This window comes from Mycobacterium sp., from assembly GCF_032159565.1.
Classification (GTDB): Bacteria; Actinomycetota; Actinomycetes; order Mycobacteriales; family Mycobacteriaceae; genus Mycobacterium.
The window spans coordinates 12,791-30,440 of record NZ_JAVHWR010000212.1 but is presented as its reverse complement, the minus strand read 5'-3'; the positions used below and the strand labels follow the sequence as shown (position 1 = coordinate 30,440).

The 17,650-nt window shown below is 65.9% G+C and carries 13 protein-coding genes; 6 read left to right on the top strand and 7 right to left on the bottom strand.

From position 1 onward, the window contains the following. The coding region (locus tag QOC76_RS28910) for an ATP-dependent Clp protease ATP-binding subunit (protein WP_526363025.1) at positions 1 to 1,908 on the bottom strand (1,908 nt) is incomplete at its 3' end. A 240-nt stretch (positions 1,909 to 2,148) separates the two neighbouring features. Here QOC76_RS28910 and QOC76_RS28905 point away from each other — a divergent pair. Genes QOC76_RS28905 through QOC76_RS28895 form a run of 3 tightly spaced genes read left to right on the top strand, consistent with a single transcriptional unit; the run spans position 2,149 to position 6,667 of the window. Beyond that, entirely contained in the window at positions 2,149 to 2,955 is an 807-nt protein-coding gene (locus QOC76_RS28905; RefSeq protein ID WP_526363023.1) for an FAD binding domain-containing protein, read from the top strand. Then, positions 2,952 to 5,696 (top strand): molybdopterin-dependent oxidoreductase, encoded by a 2,745-nt coding sequence (locus QOC76_RS28900; protein ID WP_526363021.1) that lies wholly within the window; start codon positions 2,952 to 2,954, stop codon positions 5,694 to 5,696. The genes QOC76_RS28905 and QOC76_RS28900 overlap by 4 nt, the downstream gene beginning before the upstream one ends. Then, positions 5,696 to 6,667: an antibiotic biosynthesis monooxygenase gene (locus tag QOC76_RS28895; RefSeq protein WP_526363019.1), complete on the top strand. Its 972-nt coding sequence runs from the start codon at positions 5,696 to 5,698 to the stop codon at positions 6,665 to 6,667. The genes QOC76_RS28900 and QOC76_RS28895 overlap by 1 nt, the downstream gene beginning before the upstream one ends. Positions 6,668 to 6,672: 5 nt before the next feature. On the opposite strand, the gene QOC76_RS28890 is transcribed toward QOC76_RS28895, so the two are convergent. Beyond that, positions 6,673 to 9,849: a multicopper oxidase family protein gene (locus QOC76_RS28890; protein WP_526363017.1), complete on the bottom strand. Its 3,177-nt coding sequence runs from the start codon at positions 9,847 to 9,849 to the stop codon at positions 6,673 to 6,675. Positions 9,850 to 9,937: 88 nt separating this feature from the next. Further along, positions 9,938 to 10,432, bottom strand: a complete 495-nt coding sequence (locus tag QOC76_RS28885) for a DUF4440 domain-containing protein (RefSeq protein ID WP_526363015.1) — start codon at positions 10,430 to 10,432, stop codon at positions 9,938 to 9,940. A gap of 142 nt (positions 10,433 to 10,574) precedes the next feature. On the opposite strand from QOC76_RS28885, the gene QOC76_RS28880 reads away from it, so the two are divergent. From QOC76_RS28880 to QOC76_RS28870, 3 genes are all read left to right on the top strand, one after another. Continuing rightward, positions 10,575 to 11,225 carry a GAP family protein gene (locus QOC76_RS28880; protein WP_526363013.1) on the top strand — a complete coding sequence of 217 codons (651 nt, stop codon included), beginning with the start codon at positions 10,575 to 10,577 and terminating at the stop codon, positions 11,223 to 11,225. 65 nt (positions 11,226 to 11,290) lie between these two features. Then, a complete protein-coding gene (locus QOC76_RS28875; RefSeq protein ID WP_526363011.1) occupies positions 11,291 to 12,457 on the top strand; it encodes an FAD-binding oxidoreductase in 1,167 nt (388 codons plus the stop codon). A gap of 25 nt (positions 12,458 to 12,482) precedes the next feature. Continuing rightward, positions 12,483 to 13,385 (top strand): aldose 1-epimerase, encoded by a 903-nt coding sequence (locus QOC76_RS28870; protein WP_526363009.1) that lies wholly within the window; start codon positions 12,483 to 12,485, stop codon positions 13,383 to 13,385. Positions 13,386 to 13,391: 6 nt separating this feature from the next. Here QOC76_RS28870 and QOC76_RS28865 read toward each other — a convergent pair whose 3' ends face one another. From QOC76_RS28865 to dnaK, 4 genes are read right to left on the bottom strand one after another with little or no spacing between them, the layout of a single operon-like run. Then, positions 13,392 to 13,802, bottom strand: coding sequence for a heat shock protein transcriptional repressor HspR (locus QOC76_RS28865; protein WP_526363007.1), 411 nt, complete (start codon positions 13,800 to 13,802; stop codon positions 13,392 to 13,394). Continuing rightward, positions 13,802 to 14,974: a molecular chaperone DnaJ gene (dnaJ, locus tag QOC76_RS28860; RefSeq protein WP_526363005.1), complete on the bottom strand. Its 1,173-nt coding sequence runs from the start codon at positions 14,972 to 14,974 to the stop codon at positions 13,802 to 13,804. The genes QOC76_RS28865 and dnaJ overlap by 1 nt, the downstream gene beginning before the upstream one ends. 22 nt (positions 14,975 to 14,996) lie before the next feature. Further along, positions 14,997 to 15,647 (bottom strand): nucleotide exchange factor GrpE, encoded by a 651-nt coding sequence (gene grpE, locus QOC76_RS28855; RefSeq protein ID WP_526363003.1) that lies wholly within the window; start codon positions 15,645 to 15,647, stop codon positions 14,997 to 14,999. Further along, positions 15,644 to 17,518 (bottom strand): molecular chaperone DnaK, encoded by a 1,875-nt coding sequence (gene dnaK / locus QOC76_RS28850; RefSeq protein WP_526363001.1) that lies wholly within the window; start codon positions 17,516 to 17,518, stop codon positions 15,644 to 15,646. Before dnaK ends, grpE begins: the two co-directional genes overlap by 4 nt. Positions 17,519 to 17,650 lie beyond the last annotated feature (132 nt).

Genomic DNA, 17,650 nt, shown 5'->3' with positions numbered 1-17,650 from the left:
CATGTCGATGCGGACCATCGCGCGTTCGTCGTCGAAGAGGAACTCCGCCAACGCTTTTGCCAGCTCGGTCTTGCCGACGCCGGTCGGGCCGAGGAACATGAACGAGCCCGTCGGCCGGTTCGGGTCGGCGACGCCTGCCCGGCTGCGGCGCACCGCATCGGACACCGCCTGTACGGCCCTCTTCTGACCGACGACGCGCCTGCCGAGCTCGTCTTCCATCCGCAGCAGCTTGGCCGTCTCGCCCTCGAGCATGCGCCCGGCCGGGATGCCGGTCCACGCCGACACCACGTCGGCGATGTCGTCGGGCCCGACCTCTTCCTTGAGCATGACGTCCTCGCGCGCCTCCGCCTGAGGCAGCGCCGCGTCGAGCTTCTTCTCGACCTCGGGGATACGGCCGTAGCGCAGCTCGGCCGCCTTCTCCAGGTTTCCGTCGCGCTCGGCGCGATCGGCCTCGCCGCGCAGCTGCTCGAGCTGTTCCCTGAGCTCGCGGACCACGTCGATGGCGTTCTTCTCGTTCTGCCATCGGGTAACCAGCACTGTCAGCTCGTCCTTGCGATCGGCCAGTTCGGCGCGCAGCTTTTCCAGCCTGTCGACGGATGCTGCATCTGTCTCTTTGGCGAGCGCCATCTCCTCGATCTCGAGGCGGCGCACCAGGCGCTCGACCTCGTCGACCTCGACGGGCCGCGAGTCGATCTCCATCCGCAGCCGCGATGCGGCCTCGTCGACGAGGTCGATGGCCTTGTCAGGCAGGAACCGTGAGGTGATGTAGCGGTCGGACAGCGTGGCCGCCGAGACGAGCGCGGAGTCGGTGATCCGCACGCCGTGGTGCACCTCGTAGCGGTCCTTGAGCCCGCGCAGGATGCCGACCGTGTCCTCCACCGAGGGCTCGCCGACGAACACCTGCTGGAAGCGGCGCTCGAGTGCGGCGTCCTTCTCGATGTATTTGCGGTACTCGTCGAGCGTGGTCGCGCCGACCAGGCGCAGCTCGCCGCGGGCGAGCATCGGCTTGATCATGTTGCCTGCGTCCATCGAGGAGTCGCCGGTCGCGCCTGCGCCGACGATGGTGTGCAACTCGTCGATGAACGTGATGATCTGGCCCGCCGAGTTCTTGATGTCGTCGAGCACGGCCTTCAGCCGCTCCTCGAACTCGCCGCGGTACTTCGACCCCGCGACCATCGAACCGAGGTCGAGCGAGACGACCGTCTTGTCGCGCAGGCTCTCGGGAACGTCGCCCGCGACGATGCGCTGAGCGAGTCCCTCCACGATCGCGGTCTTGCCGACACCGGGCTCGCCGATCAGCACCGGGTTGTTCTTCGTGCGACGCGACAGCACCTGCACGACGCGGCGAATCTCGTTGTCGCGGCCGATGACCGGGTCGAGCTTGCCCTCGCGGGCGCGCTCGGTGAGGTCGGTGGAGTACTTCTCCAGCGCCTGGTAGCTGCCCTCCGGGTCCGGGGTGGTGACGCGCGCGCTACCGCGCACCTTGACGAACGCCTCACGCAGCGCCTGCGGCGACGCGCCGTGGCCGGTGAGTAGTTTGGCGACATCCGAGTCGCCGGTGGCCAGGCCGACCATCAGGTGCTCGGTCGAGACGTACTCGTCGTCCATCTCGGTGGCCAGATTCTGTGCTGTGGTGATCGCTGCGATGGATTCACGGGACAGCTGCGGCTGCGAGTTGGCGCCGCTGGCGCTGGGCAGCCGGTCGAGAAGCCGTTGCGTCTCGGTGCGAACAGTCGCGGGTTCGACGCCGACGGCCTCCAGCAGGGGGGCGGCAATGCCATCGTTCTGGGTGAGCAGTGCCATCAACAGGTGGGCCGGCATGATCTGCGGGTTGCCTGCGGTGGTCGCCGCCTGCAGCGCCGCGGTGAGCGCAGCCTGGGTCTTGGTCGTCGGGTTGAAAGAATCCACGACTACCTCCGTTCCGTCCTCAAAGGGATGAGAAAATGCTTGTCGTTAGCCTCAACGCCGTCAAGGTTGAGTCTGTTCCGCTCAACTTTAGCTTGTCGCGCGTAATTGCGACATCGCCCCTGGCAAATGCCTGAATCTCGTGTCAATTACCGACGGTCACCGACGCCAGTGGTTAGAGTCAGCTACGTCGGCTGCGCCGGCCTCGAGATTCCGCCTCCCGTCGCTCGAAGGGTCATTGACGTGGACATCAATACCGTCACCGAGGTCGTCAGGCGACCTTCCGGACAGCCGGGCAGCGACTGGCGCGACGGCGATGCGTGGTTGGCGGGCGGGACCTGGCTGTTTTCCGATCAGCAACCGGACGTACGCCGCCTCATCGACCTGGTGCCGCTCGACTGGGACGGGCTGACGGCCACCGACGCGGGCCTCGAGATCGGCGCGATGTGCACGATTCGCAGGCTCTACGAATTTCCGGCACCGAGCGACTGGACTGCGGCGCCGTTGTTCCGAACCAGTTGCGAGGCCTTCCTCGCATCGTTCAAGGTGTGGAACGCCGCCACGGTCGGCGGCAACATCTGCATGTCGCTGCCCGCGGGACCGATGATCACCATGACCGTCGCACTCGAGGCCACCTACACGCTGCAGTCGACGGACGGGTCCGAACGCATCGTCGACGCAGCGGACTTCGTCACCGGCAATCACGAAAACTCACTGCGGCCCGGCGAGCTTCTGCGCAAGATCGACATTCCGGCCGGTGCTTTGCGAAAACGCCACGCCCACAGGCGCTTCACGTTGACGCGCCTCGGCCGGTCCACCGTCTTCCTGATCGCGACACAGGACACTGACGACCTCCTGCTGACCATCACCGCGGGCACGACGCGACCCGTCCGGCTCGCCTTCGATTCCGTACCCGATGCGGACACGCTTGCACAGCGCATCGATTCGATTCCCGAGGACGTGTGGTTCGACGACCCGAACGGCACACCGGACCACCGGCGTCATTTAGCCAGGCACTTCGCCGAAGAAATCAGGGGGGAGCTGGCATGACGTACACCGTCAACGGCAAGGCTTTCGACGAGGAGCCGGGGCCCGGCCAGTGCCTTCGCACATTCGTCCGGTCGCTGGGCTGGCATGGCGTCAAAAAGGGTTGCGACGCAGGCGATTGCGGTGCCTGCACGGTATGGGTCGACGGCGACCCGGTGCACAGCTGCATCACACCCGCCTTTCGCGCCGACGGACGCGAGGTCACCACGATCGAAGGTCTCGGCACACCCGAGAACCTGCACCCGATGCAACGGCAGTTCCGCGACGCGCCCGGCTTCCAATGCGGCTTCTGCACCGCGGGCATGATCATGACCTCGGCCACGTTCACCGACGAGCAGAAGCAGAACCTGCCTCGCGCGCTGAAGGGAAACCTGTGCCGCTGCACGGGATACCGGGCGATCGAGGATGCGATCAACGGCGTCGTCGAGATCGAGCAAGCCGCACCGGGCCAAGCGGTCGGCACAAGCGTCGGGGCTCCAGCGGCCACCGACGTGGTCACCGGCCGAGCCGAGTTCACGATGGATACCGACTTGGCGGGCATGCTTCACCTCAAGGTGCTGCACTCACCACATGCCCACGCCCGCATCGTGTCGATCGACAAGACCGCAGCACTTGCGGTGCCCGGTGTGCACCGCGTCTACACCTGGCAAGACGTTCCCACGAAGAGGTTCAACACGGCGATCCACACCGACCATCTCGTCGACCCCGACGACACCTTGATCCTCGACAACGTGGTTCGGTTCGTCGGCCAGCGCGTCGTCGCCGTTGTCGCCGACTCGGTCGGCGCCGCCGAGGAGGGATGCCGCCGGGTCGAGGTCACCTACGACGTGTTGCCCGCCGTCTTCGATCCCGAGGAGGCGATGAAGGACGGCGCGCCTCAGCTGCACGGCACCCACGACCCGTTCATCCAGGATCCCGAACACAACATCCTGCTCGAGCTGCACGGTGAGGTCGGTGATGCGGCAGCGGGTTTCGCCGAGGCCGATGTGATCCATCAGGGCACCTACTTCTCACCACGTGTTCAGCACGCCCATCTCGAGACGCACGGCTCGATCGCCTGGATGGAGGACGGCAGGCTCAACGTGCGGACCAGCTCGCAGTCCCCGTCGATCTGCAAGCTCAAGCTGTCGCACCTGTTCGACCTGCGACCCGACCAGCTTCGGGTGTTCTGCAAGCGGGTCGGCGGCGGGTTCGGCGGCAAGCAGGAGGTGATCTCCGAGGACCTCGTCTCGCTGGCGACGATCGACATCGGCCGGCCGGTGTGCTGGGAGTACACGCGCGAAGAGGAGTTCACTACCGCCTCACCGCGTCATCCCATGAAGATCACCGTCAGGCTGGGCGCCAAGGCCGACGGCACGCTGACGGCCGTGCACTTCCGCAACGTCTCAAACACCGGCGCCTACGGCAACCACGGCGGCGAGACGTTGTTCGCGGGCGGAGCCGCGGTCATGCAATACCGCTGTGCCAACAAGAAATTCGACGGCTACTCGGTCTACACCAACACGGTGCCCAGCGGCGCGCTGCGCGGATACGGCATGACCCAGCCGGCGTTCGCGGTCGAATCCGCCATGACAGAGCTGGCACTCGCGCTGGACCTCGACCCGATGGAGCTGCGCAGGCGCAACGTGATCCGTCCCGGCGATGCGCTGGTGGCCATCGGCGAGCATCCCGACGACGTCATGTTCGCCGAGGACGGGCTGACCGCATGCATCGACATGGTCGACGCGGCGTTGCAGCGCAGCGCCAACGGTCACGCGCTCGGCGAAGACTGGCTGATCGGGACGGGCACCGCGAGCTCCATCCACGAAACCGCGCCACCGACCGAGCACATCTCCGAGGCGTGGGCGTCGCTGCGGGACGACGGTATCTACGAGATCGCCGTTGGCACGGTCGAGTTCGGCGAGGGTACCTCCACTGCACATGTTCAGATCGCGGCCGGCGTGCTCGGCACGACGCCGTCACGGGTGCACCTTGTGCAGTCCGACACCGACAGGACCGGCTTCGACACCGGGGCTTTCGCCAGCGCGGGCCTGTTCGTCTCGGGCAACGCCGTGCAGAAGGCCTCGACGGCCCTGCGCGACAGCATCCTGCGCTTCGCCGCCAATCACGCGGGTGTCGAGGTGGCGTCGTGCACGCTGCTGCACGACGCCGTCCAGTGCGGCGATGTCGCGCTGCCGCTGGCCGAGTTGCTGGCGGCCGCCGGGAAACGACGGATCCGCTTCTCGGTGTCCCGCAAGGCATACGGATCTCCGCGGAGCGTGACCTCGAACGCGCACGGCTTCCGCATCGCGGTGCACCGGTTCACCGGCGAAATCCGCATCCTCTACAGTGTTCATGCCGCCGACGCGGGCGTCGTGATCAACCCGGCGCAGGTGCGGGGCCAGATCGAGGGCGGGGTGGCCCAGGCCATCGGCTTCGCGCTGACCGAGAACTTCCACGTCGACAAGAACGGGGTGATGATCAACCCCAACCTGCGCAATTACCGCATTCCCACGTTCGCCGACATTCCCCGCACCGAGGTGCTCGTGGTGGAGACGGCCGACTCGGTGGGCCCGATGGGGGCCAAGGGAATTGCCGAGTCGAACGTCAACCCGGTTGCCCCGGCGCTGGCCAACGCGCTGCAGGACGCCACGGGCGTTCGCTACCGTGAGTTGCCGCTGACCCCCGAGCGGATCTACCGCAGGCTGGTCGACAACGCTCTGGCCTTCTCTGCTCCTCACGTGCGCGAAATCCCAGCGAACTGATGGACATCAGGAATCCCACCGCGACCGCTGCCACCATCATCATCGGGCAGAGGGTGCGAGCCGGATCCGAACTGCGCTTCGAGGAGTGGCAGAAGGACACCAACCGCGAGGCGTCGAAGTATCCTGGTTTCATTGGCGCCGAGATCAATCCGCCGACCCCGGTACAGCCGGAGTGGGTGGTGGTCTACCGCTTCGACTCCGTCCCTCATGTGATGGCCTGGCTCAACAGCGCCTCGCGTCAGGAGCGCCTCACCGCAGGCCAGGAGCTCTTCGACGGCCCGGGCACCCAGCAGATTCTCGGAGGCGGTGCACGTACCGCAGACCCGCTGGTGACGGTGGCGGTCAGCCACCGCGTGACTCCGGAGGACGTCGAGGACTTCCTCGCATGGCAGGAACGACTTCGCCTGGCGGAAAGCAAGTTCCCCGGCTTCCGCGGCACGGAGTTGTTCCGGCCGGTCGCCGGGCTGCAGGAGGAGTGGACCGCCCTCTACCGCTACGACAGCGCCGCCGACCTGGACAGGTGGCTGGTCTCCGACGAGCGCAAGCAACTGTTGGCGGAGGGTGAGCGATTCGCCGACTTCAAGTCCCGCACCATCGACAACTCGTTCGGCAGTTGGTTCGCTTTCGACGACCACGGCAACGAGGCGCCTCCGCCCTCCGAGATCAAGACGTCCGTCGCGGTATGGGTGGGCCTCTATCCCACGGTCGTCCTGCTCACCCTCGCGGTGTCGCCGCTGCACATGCCTCTGTGGCTGGGTCTGTTGATCGGAAACCTGTTCTCCAGCTTCGCCATGACCTTCGTGACGATGCCGTACTACGTCAACCCGCTGCTGAAGCGCTGGCTGCGACCCCCCGCGAATGTGCCGGAGTCACACAACAACCGGCGCGGCATAGCTATTTCCATTGCGGCCCTTGCATTCTGGTCTGTGGTGTTCTATCTCGTCACCAGGGTGTTCTGGCACCTGCCATAGCGCTGCTACTGGCCACCCAACGGCGCAGGCCCCACCACGCCGGGCAGCGCCGGCAACGTGGCAACCACCTTCGGCGCCACCGTCGTCGCAGCGGGATCCGGTCGGGCGAGCGCCAGCTTCTGCATCTGCGCGCCGCCCGGCAGCTTGCCGCTGACCAACAGATCGGCGCCTGCGGTGGTACTCGTGGTCCCGACGGTCACACCCGAGCCTCCGGCGAAAGGCTCGAACGACGCGATCTGGCGGTATGTGATGTCGGCGTCGTGATGGTTGGGACTCTCGGTGTAGATCGCCGGGAAGCCGTCGAGCCGTGAGCCGTTCGACCACACCCGCACCGTCCCGCGGTCGCCGAGCTGGCCGGTCACAATGCTCTTGGCACCGCCTTCGGCACCGGCAACCCAACCGGTCGACAGGGATACCCCGCCGGAGTAGCCCTCGTCGTAGGCCAGGAAGTTGGCGGTCATCCTCGGTTCATTCGCCTTGCTCCCATGCGCGGTCGCCGTCCCGCCGGCCTGGGCCCGTGCTGTCGGTGTGAACAGGTCGAACCGGAACGTCTTGACCTGTGGCGCATCTCCGGGTCCCGGCGCGGTGACGATGCTCTCGCGGCCGGAACCGAGCTCCACCATCCCGGTGGCCAGCGAAACGCCGGATTTCGAGCCGGCGTACGGCGTGAAGGTGGAGAACACGTCGGGAGCCGTGGCCTTGTCGGCGGGCAGCGCCGACGCGAACACCTTCACCTGTGACTCGATACCCGGTCCGGAACCCACGATGATGTTGTCCGCCAAGGCGTTCCCATCGATGTCCGCGCCCGCGACATTCACCCCGCCGGTGAATCCCGCGTCGAACGGCGAGAAACGGGTCAGCTCGGTGGTGAACCGTCCCTCGGCCGTGTCGTTGCCGTCGTACACGACCACCTGAGAGTCGGCACCCGGCCCGGTGCCCACGATCAAGTCGAGGATCATGTCGCCGTTGACGTCGGCCATCGCCACACTCGGTGTGCCCTCGAACGACGGGAACGGAGTGACGTAGGCGACGGGCCTGTCGCCGTTTCCGTCGCGCACCGCAACGGTCGCAGGCTTGCCGTTACCGCCCGGCATCGCAACTGCGTACGTCGACACCTCGGGGATCACGTTGATGGTCATCATCAACCCGTTGTCCTCGTGGTTCAGCCGGTGACAGTGAACCACATAGGTCCCCTTGTACTCGATGAAGTCCGAGCGCAGCGTCAGCGATGAGACCGCGGTCGCGACGTCGTTGGAATCGATCTCCGGCGGCGGAACGTTCGCGTTGTCGATACCGAAGGGTTGCACGCCGGTGGTGGTGCCGAGAAGCGGGCTCACCACTTGCTGCACCTGAAAGTCGTTGACGTGGATGTGGATCGGGTGGCTGTCGTTGTTGTAGTTGGTGAACTTCCACTCCTCGACGGAGTTGAGCCGCGGCTGGATCAACGGGACGTTCGGGAAGATGTTGTTCTGGAACTGATAGGTGAAGGCCTTTGGATCGTTGTTGTTCGCGAGCTTGTCGTTGAATCCGCCGCCGATGTCGAATCCGCGCGTCACATCGGGATTCATCACCGAGGTGTCGACGAACGAGGTGTAGGTCGCAAGGTTCTGGCCCGGCTCGAATGCGGTCGTCTGCCCCTGCCCCTCGTCGGGCGTGACTTTGAGCAGGGTCTGCGTCGGGAATGTGAAGAACCCGTCGCGCGCTGCGATGTACTTGGGATCGATGGTGACTCGGCCCAGTACGGCAGGCGAGTTCTCGGTGCCGCTGTTGGTGTACAGCACGCCGGGCTCGTCGATTCCCTTGACGTTCTGACCCGGCGGCATGTCCACGACCAGGTCACCCGTCTTCGGCATGGTCACGGCGATGGCGTAGCGCGACCCCGGCGGGACCTCGAGATAGGTGCCTTCACCGTCGACGGGCCGCTGAACCTGGGTGTAGGGGTTGCCGTCCTGCCCGACGACGGCGAACTTCGGATGGTTGCCCGTCGCCGTTTCGGTGAATCGCAACGGGACGAAGGCGATGTCGCTCATGTTGGCGAACACCCAGATCTCTGTCTGTCCCGGTTTGAGCTTGAGCTCCGGTTGGAACTGGCCATTGATCGTGAACTGGACATCGCGTTCGTTCTCCGGCAGCGACGGGTTCGCAGGAACCGTCTTGGCCGGACTCGTGAACGTCTGCAGGTTCTGCGGGATGAACTGGTTCTGTCCGCGGTGGTTGGAGACCGACAGCGGTCCCGCATACCAGTTGGTGATGAACTCGGCGCCCTTGGAGGTGTCCTTGAAGTTCACCGGCGCCAGGCTCGGCCGGTAGGTGCCGTCGGCGAGCTGGTTGCCCTCCGGCGGCTTGAGAGTGTTGACCCATTGTTCCCAGTACGGGTTGTTCAGCTGATGGCCACCGTTGCGCCGGTCGAACACGAAGTTGTACTGCAGGGCCATGTTCCGGATGGGAATGTTGTTCTTCGTCACCACAGGCAGATTGCCGTCGGATCGTCCGATCTCCAGCATCCCGGCCAGGCCCATGTACGTCTGCTGGGCGGTGACGGTGTGTCGATGGCTGTGATACCAGTACATCCCGCTCGGCATGTTCTTGGGCACCGCGTAGTCGTAGGTGTTACCCATGCCCGCCGGGATGGACAACAGCACGTTGTCGGCATTGCCGGACGGACTCACATGCAGACCATGGGTGTGCAGGTTCAGCGGCGCGGACCGCAGCACCGGCGGATAAAGCGGGATGTCGCCACCCGCGGGCACGTAGGACGGATCGTTGAAGTCGTCGATCGTCAGACCCGCAAGATCGTTGTCGAAGTGGACGATCAGGCGTTCACCCGGATTCACTTGCAGGGTCGGCGCGGGATAGTTGTTGTCGGCTTTGGTCGAACCGTTCGAGCTCCGGCCCTTGATCAGCTCGTAGCCGAACACCGTGAAGTTCTTGACCGGGTCCTTCACCGTGTCGAGGTTGACGGTGCCCTGATGCGCCGAGAGCCGCACCTCGAGGACGCCGTCCGCGCTGGACAGCTTCACGGGCTCCCGGTACGGGGCCGGCTTCCCGTCAGCACCGGCGTTGACGCCGGCCTGCGGCGCGGGCGCGCTCTCCTGCTTGCTGCAGGCCGTCGTCATCGCGGTCATCGAGATGACGACGGTCAGCGCGACGACGAGAACCGGCTTGGCGCGAAGACGGCGCATAGCGCCCCCCATTCAGGAAAGTGGTTAAGGATGCAGCAAAATCATTACATAGCCACACTTACGTCCGCGGCAAATCAGCCGCAACACATTATCCGAGGGTCGTCTCCTGAGCGGACAGCGCGATCCAGGTGCCGCTCTGCAGCTCGAATACGTCGGTGAATCGCTCGCGCGCCAGCACCTTGCCGTTGTCGGTGAGTGTGTTCACGCCGTGAATGACCGCGGTGTCGCCCGCGATGTCGACGAGCTGCTCCGACGGGTTCATCGTGAAGGACACTTTCTCGACACCAGTGGTTTCCTGTGCCCGGTCGAGCAGCTTTCCGTCGGCGTTGATGTGCTTGAAGCTCGGCGCCAGAATCGATTCCACCGTCGCCCGGTCACCCTCCGTGATCGCCGTCAACCACCGCCTCTCCTGCGTGAGCACGTCTGCGCAGGGACCGGAATCCATCGTCAGCGGCATGTTGGAGGCGGCGTCGGAGCAGCTGTCTGCTCGAGCGGTAGCCTGCGGGTGCACGGTTGCGACGGCGGCAGGAGCGGCCACGAGCGTGACCACCGCCGCGCACCCGGCAAAAGTGAATCGCGTCATGGAACGCGAGTATGTCAGCCGTGGAGGACGTCCGGCGGCAAATCGGTAGCGGAATCGCCCTCGGCGTCGAAACCGGGCAGCGGCAAATCGTAAACCGACATTTCGCCTCCACGTCGGCTGCCCGGCTTGCTACCTTCTCACCGTGCTGACCGAGCTCATCCCGCTGGCTCTGGTCGTCGCGCTGTCGCCGTTGTCGATCATTCCGGCGGTTCTGGTGCTGCACACTCCACGGCCGAGGCCGACGGGTTTGGCGTTTCTCGCGGGCTGGCTGCTCGGGCTGACGGCGTTGACGGCCATCTTCCTCGAGCTGTCCAGCCTTGCCGGCGGCATGCGTGACAAGCCGCCGACCTGGGCTTCTTGGGTGCGCATCATCGTCGGTGCGGCGCTGATCGTCTTCGGTCTCTACCGCTGGTTCACCCGCAAGCGCTCGGCGCACACCCCTGGCTGGATGAACAGCATGAGCAAGTTCACTCCGCCACGCGCGACCCTCGCCGCCGCGGCGTTGACGGTGGTCAACGTGAAGGTGCTGTTCATGTGTGCCGCAGCGGGTCTGGCGATCGGTTCCGCAGGACTGCGAGCACCAGGCGCGTGGGTCGCCGTGGCGTGGTTCGTCCTGGTCGCCGGGTCGACTGTCGCGATTCCCGTCCTCGCCTACGCGGTGGCGGGCGACCGGCTCGACCAACCCCTCGCTCGGCTCAAGGACTGGATGGAACGGCAGCACGCCACACTGGTCGCTGTCATCCTCGTCGTCATCGGTCTTCTGGTGCTGTACAAGGGTATCCACGGGCTATAGCCCGGGCAGCTGCGGCCTGGTGCTCGGCGCCGCGCATCCGCTCGACTCACCTAGACTCGAGCGGCGTGGGACTCGATGACCGTGACGGGCTGCGGATGCTGCGCGACGCGGTCGACCCACGCCTCGGGGGCGAAGAACTGATCCGCCAGTTCTACACGAAATGGTTCGCCATCGACATGGCGGTGCGTGACCTGTTCCCGCCCGATCTGGTCCCCCAGTTCAAGGTGTTCAGCCAGGCACTGACATGGCTGTTCGGCGAGCTCATCGAGCAGCGGGCCCAGGAGCCCGTCGCCTTCCTGGCTCAGCTGGGCCGCGATCATCGCAAGTACGGCGTGCTTGCGAGCCAGTACTTCAGCATGCACGAGGCGCTCTACACGACGTTGCGCAGTCGTCTGAGCGAGAACTGGGACGACAAGCTCGACGACACCGCCCGCGCGTCGCTCGAACTGTTCACCGGGGTGATGCGTGGCGCCGCCGACGCCGAGCAGGGACCGCCGTTCTGCGACGGCACCGTCGTCGAGCTGAAAAGGGTGTCCCGCGACATCTCGGTGGTACGCCTTCAGCTCGACCGGCCGCTGGCCTACCACCCGGGCCAGTACGTGACTGTGCAGGTCCCGCAGTGGCCTCGCCGCTGGCGCTATCTCAGCCCGGCCATGCCCACGGACCCCAGCGGCGCCGTCGAGTTCCACATCCGCTCGGTGACAGGCGGAATGATCAGTCCCACGGTCGTCGTCGAAACCGAGCCCGGTGATCGGTGGCGGCTGTCGAATCCGCACGGCGGCATGCAGATCGACAGGAATGGCGGCGATGTGCTCATGGTCGCGGGCAGTACCGGCCTTGCGCCGCTGCGGGCGCTCATCATGGACCTCACCCGGTGGGGCGTGAACCCGAGGGTGCACCTGTTCTTCGGCGCGCGCTATCCCTGTGAGCTGTACGACCTGCGGACGCTGTGGCAGATCGCCGCGAACAATCCCTGGCTCTCGGTGTCCCCGGTCTCGGAGTTCTCGCAGGACCCGCCGTGGGCCGCCGACTTCCCCGACGTGCAGCCGCCGCGCGGCCTCCATGTGCGCCAGACCGGCAAGCTGCCGGAGGTGGTGACCAGGTACGGCAACTGGGGCGACCGGCAGATCCTGATCTGCGGTGGGCCAGGCATGGTGACCGCCACGAAAGAAGCGCTGATCGCCAAAGGTGCTTCGGCCGAACGCATTCAGCATGATCCGCTGGCCGGCTGAAGTGGCTGGTGGCAGGATCGCGACCATGGGTGAGTTCGAGTCCGTAACGCTTCGCGACCCGTCGTCGTCGCTGGCGGCGACCTACGTACCGGTGGCGGGAATGATCTGCACCTCGCTCGCCGACGACGGAGTCGAGTTCCTGGGCCAGCGCCGCGGGCTGGACGCCTACGTGACGAACGGCAAGACCATGGGTATCCCGATCCTGTATCCGTGGGCGAATCGCCTGAGCGCCAGCAAGTATGGCATCAACGGCGCCGTTGTCTCGCTGACCATCGGCACCGGCGGCGTTCGCGCCGACGAACACGGTGTTCCCATCCACGGTGTACTGGCGGCCTATCCCGGCTGGCTGGTCACCGCCAAGTCGGAGAACGCCTTGACGGCCGTCCTCGACTACGGAGGCAGGCCGCGCCTGCTGGCGTCGTTCCCGTTTCCGCACGTGCTGACTCAGCAGATCACGCTGGCCGACCGCACGCTCACCATCGAGACGACCGTGATGCCGACGACGGCGGCGTCCGTGCCGCTGTGTTTCGGCTATCACCCGTACTTTCAGATTCCGGATGTGCCGCGCGCCCAGTGGACTCTCACCACGCCGAACATGCGGCGCCTGCCCGTTGACAACTGGGGCATCCCGACCGGCGATACCGAGGACTGGAACGGGGCCACCGAGCCGCTGAAGAACATCGCCTACGACGACGGCTTCGACAAGGTGCCCGACGGCGCCGTCTTCGCCGTGCAAGGCGGCGACCACAGGATCGAGGTGAAGTTCGAAAAGGGTTACCCGGCAGCGCAGTTGTTCGCGCCGCCGGGCGAAGGACTCATCGCCATCGAACCGATGGCGGCCCCGACGGACGCTCTCAGTCGCGGGAACTACCGCTACGCGGCCGCAGGCAAGCCGGAGACGGCCCGCTTCTCGATCAGGGTGACCTAGCGCTTCTCACTCGGCTCGATGTCGCCGCCGAGCGGCTCCGGGCTGCCAGACCACCAGCGCCGTGCTCTTCGGCACGACGGCGACGTCGCGACTCCGCTTGGCGCGCAACTGGTCCAGCTCCCCAGCCATCTCCGACAGGCGCGACTGCAGCGCCTGGACCTGATTGGTGAGCTCGATGATCCGCTTGATACCTGCCAGATTGACGCCCTCGTCCTGGGACAGCCGCTGCACCTCGCGAAGCAGGTCGACGTCACGCTGCGAATAGCGACGCCCGCCGCCCGAGCTGCGTTGCGGGCTCACCAGCCCGAGCCGGTCATACGTGCGCAGGGTCTGCGCGTGCATACCCGCGAGTTCGGCGGCCACTGAGATCAGAAACGTTCTGGCCGACTCCCTGTCGTCGGAACGCTTCGGGGCCATCACGCACCAGCCCATCCGGCCCGCGGATCGAATCCGCTGGCCCGCTCGGCCTTTGCGTAGTTCTCTAGCGCTTCGGACGCCTCGCCTTCGAGGTTGGGCGGCACCGCGACCTTCACGGTGACCAACAGGTCGCCGTGTCCGCCGGACCGCTTGGGCACGCCTCGACCGCGCACCCGCAGGATGCGGCCGTCCGAGGTACCCTTGGGCACCCGCACACCGACCTTGCCTTCCAGCGTCGGCACCGAAAGCGTTGTACCAAGGGCGAGTTCGGTGAAGCTGACCGGAACCGTGACGGTGAGATCGTTGCCGTCACGACCGAACACCTTGTCCGGCTTCACATGTACGGTCACGTACAGATCGCCGGATGGGGCACCGCGTAGCCCCGCCTCGCCCTGTCCGGCGAGCCGGATTCGCTGTCCGTCCTCGACACCCGGTGGGATCCGCACGTTGATGGTGCGGGTGCGGGTCGTCACGCCGGTGCCTTTGCACTCGTCGCAGGGGTGCTCGATGATCGAGCCACTGCCCCGGCACTCGGTGCACGGCTCGGAGAAGCCGAAAGCGCCCTGGTTCCGATTGATGACGCCCGCGCCGTTGCAGTTCGGGCACACCTTCGGGCTGGTGCCCGGACGCGCCCCGCTGCCATGGCAATTCGTGCATGGCGCCGGGCTGGTCAGCCGCAGCGGCATGGCCACCCCCCTGGTGGCCTCCATGAAGGACAGCTCGGTCTCGGTCTCCAGGTCGTTGCCGCGCCGCGGCCTGCTGGGTCGCGGCTGCTGGGCGCCGCGCCCGAACAGTCCGCCGAACAGGTCGCCGATGTTCGCGCCGCCGGTCTGGCCCGCCGCGTCGAACAGGTCGTTCAAATTGAAATCGGCACCGTCGCCGCCGAATCCGCCGAAGTTGCCGCTGCCGCTGCCGCTGTACCGTCCGCGGCCGAAACCACCGCCGGCGAACAGCCGTCGGGTTTCGTCGTACTCCTTGCGCTTGGCCTCGTCGGACAACACGCTGTACGCCTCGGAGACAGCCTTGAATCGATCGGCGCCATCCGGGTTCTTGTCCGGATGCAACTCGGAAGCGAGCTTTCGGTAGGCCCCTTTGATGTCTTTGGCGCTGGCGTCAGAGGAGACGCCGAGTTCGGAGTAGAAATCCTTTTCGACCCATTCACGCTGGGCCATTTCGCGTCACCTCCTTACCTGTCTAGTTTTCCTGCTCGACTGATTCTGCGTCCTGGCCGGGCGCAGCGTCGGGGTTGTCAGCCGTTTCACCTGTGTCGGGCACGGTGTCCACCACGCCTACCATGGCGTGGCGCACCACCTGTTCGCCGACCTTGTAGCCGCGCCGCATCACGGTGCCGACGATGGGATGAGTGCCTTCGCCCTCGTGCTGAACGGCCTCGTGCAGCGCGGGATCGAACTCGTCGCCCTCGGCGCCGAAGCCCGAAAGCCCCAGTCCCTCGAGGGCGGCCGCCAGCTTGTCGGCCACCGACTTCAGCGGACCGGATTCCAGGTCACCGTGACTGCGGGCGCGATCGAGATCGTCCAGCACACCCAGCAACTGGGCAATGACCCCGGTCTTGGCGCGCTCAGCAGTGAGCTGCTGGTCGCGCAGGGCCCGCTTGCGGTAGTTGGCGAAGTCGGCCTGCACCCGTTGCAGGTCTGCGGTCAGTTCGGCGACCTTGTCGGCGCTGCCCTCCGGCGCCGGCGCCGGCGCCGGCCCACTGGGGGCCGGGCCGGTCGCCTGCTGGGGATTCTCCGCTCCTTGCGTGCGCGGGCGAATCTCACCGGTCTCGGGATCGACACGCCGTTTGTCGGTGACGGTCACCGGCTCGTGCGGATCGTTGGAACTCACTTGTTCTCCTGGTCATCCTCGACAACCTCGGCGTCGACGACGTCATCATCAGATGCGCCCGACGAACCACCGGGCGCGTCCGCGCCTGCGGGCTGCTCGGCCTGCGTGGCCTCATAGATCGCCTGGCCCAGAGCCTGGGACTCCTGCCCCAGCTTCTCCATCGCGGACTTGATCGCGGAGATGTCGGTTCCATTCAGCGCCGTCTTCGCATCCGCGATCGCAGCATCGACCTTGGTCAAGGTGTCCTCGGGAACCTTCGAGCCGCCAGCCCCTTCACCCGAGCCTTCACGCTGCTCGGTGACGAATTTCTCCGTCTGGTAGACCAGCGACTCGGCCTGGTTGCGGACGTCGGCCTCTTCGCGACGCTGACGGTCCTCGTCGGCGTGCGCCTCGGCATCCTTGATCATCCGGTCGATCTCCTCCTTGGACAGGCCGGAGCCTTCCTGGATCTTGATCGTGTTTTCCTTGCCGGTGCCCTTGTCCTTGGCGGTGACGTGCACGATGCCGTTGGCGTCGATGTCGAAGGTGACCTCGATCTGCGGCACGCCGCGCGGCGCCGGCGGGATGCCGGTCAGCTCGAAGCTGCCGAGCAGCTTGTTGTGCGAAGCGATCTCGCGCTCACCCTGATAGACCTGGATCTGCACCGACGGCTGGTTGTCGTCAGCCGTGGTGAACGTCTCCGAGCGCTTGGTCGGGATCGTGGTGTTGCGTTCGATGAGCTTGGTCATCACGCCACCCTTCGTCTCGATGCCGAGACTCAGCGGTGTGACGTCAAGCAGCAGAACGTCTTTCACCTCGCCCTTGAGCACGCCGGCCTGCAGCGCAGCGCCGACGGCCACGACCTCGTCCGGGTTGACGCCCTTGTTGGGCTCCTTGCCACCGGTCATCTCCTTGACCAGTTCGGAGACCGCAGGCATACGGGTGGAGCCACCGACGAGCACCACGTGGTCGATCTCGGAGACCGAGATGCCGGCGTCCTTGATGACGGACTGGAACGGCTGCCGGGTGCGATCCAGCAGATCCTGCGTGATGCGCTGGAACTCGGCACGGGTCAGCTGCTCGTCGAGGAAGAGCGGGTTCTTGTCCGCGTCGACCGTGATGTAGGGCAGGTTGATCGAGGTGCTCTGCGAGCTGGACAGCTCGATCTTCGCCTTCTCGGCGGCCTCACGAAGCCGCTGCATGGCCATCTTGTCCTTGGTCAGGTCGATGCCACTGGTGCCCTTGAACTTGTCGACGAGCCACTCGACGATCCGGTCGTCCCAGTCGTCGCCACCGAGGTGGTTGTCACCGGAGGTGGCACGGACTTCCACGACGCCTTCGCCGATTTCCAGCAGCGAGACGTCGAAGGTGCCGCCGCCGAGGTCGAAGACCAGGATGGTCTGTTCCTTCTGGCCCTTGTCCAGACCGTAGGCCAGTGCGGCCGCGGTCGGTTCGTTGACGATGCGCAGCACGTTGAGCCCGGCGATCTGGCCGGCCTCCTTGGTCGCCTGGCGCTGGGCGTCGTTGAAGTAGGCGGGGACGGTGATGACCGCATCGGTGATGTCCTCGCCGAGATAGCCTTCAGCGTCCCTCTTCAGCTTCTGAAGAATTCGCGCGCTGATTTCCTGCGGCGTGTACTTCTTGTCGTCGATCTCCACATTCCAGTCGGTGCCGATCTCACGCTTGACCGAACGGATGGTCCGGTCGACGTTGGTCACCGCCTGGTTCTTGGCGGGCTGACCGACCAGCACCTCGCCGTTGCGCGCGAAGGCCACGACCGACGGGGTGGTGCGGGAGCCCTCGGAGTTGGCGACGACGACAGGGTCGCCACCCTCCAGTACCGCGACGACGGAGTTGGTGGTCCCGAGGTCGATTCCGACCGCACGAGCCATGGTTTTCCTCCTGAATTGCTTTGTTAGGGTCTGAGTGGACCGCGCTCAAGCCTGCTACTGACGACGCTTCCGTGTCAAGCCGGACTTGAGCCTGGACCACTCAACTGTCAAAGTGGCCAACGGGAGGCCGGC

Coding starts and splice junctions, on each gene's coding strand:
- dnaJ (WP_526363005.1), bottom strand. CDS start 14,974: ATGGCCCAGCGTGAATGGGTCGAAAAGGATTTCTACTCCGAACTCGGC.
- QOC76_RS28895 (WP_526363019.1), top strand. CDS start 5,696: ATGGACATCAGGAATCCCACCGCGACCGCTGCCACCATCATCATCGGG.
- QOC76_RS28900 (WP_526363021.1), top strand. CDS start 2,952: ATGACGTACACCGTCAACGGCAAGGCTTTCGACGAGGAGCCGGGGCCC.
- QOC76_RS28885 (WP_526363015.1), bottom strand. CDS start 10,432: ATGACGCGATTCACTTTTGCCGGGTGCGCGGCGGTGGTCACGCTCGTG.
- QOC76_RS28865 (WP_526363007.1), bottom strand. CDS start 13,802: ATGGCCCCGAAGCGTTCCGACGACAGGGAGTCGGCCAGAACGTTTCTG.
- QOC76_RS28870 (WP_526363009.1), top strand. CDS start 12,483: ATGGGTGAGTTCGAGTCCGTAACGCTTCGCGACCCGTCGTCGTCGCTG.
- QOC76_RS28890 (WP_526363017.1), bottom strand. CDS start 9,849: ATGCGCCGTCTTCGCGCCAAGCCGGTTCTCGTCGTCGCGCTGACCGTC.
- dnaK (WP_526363001.1), bottom strand. CDS start 17,518: ATGGCTCGTGCGGTCGGAATCGACCTCGGGACCACCAACTCCGTCGTC.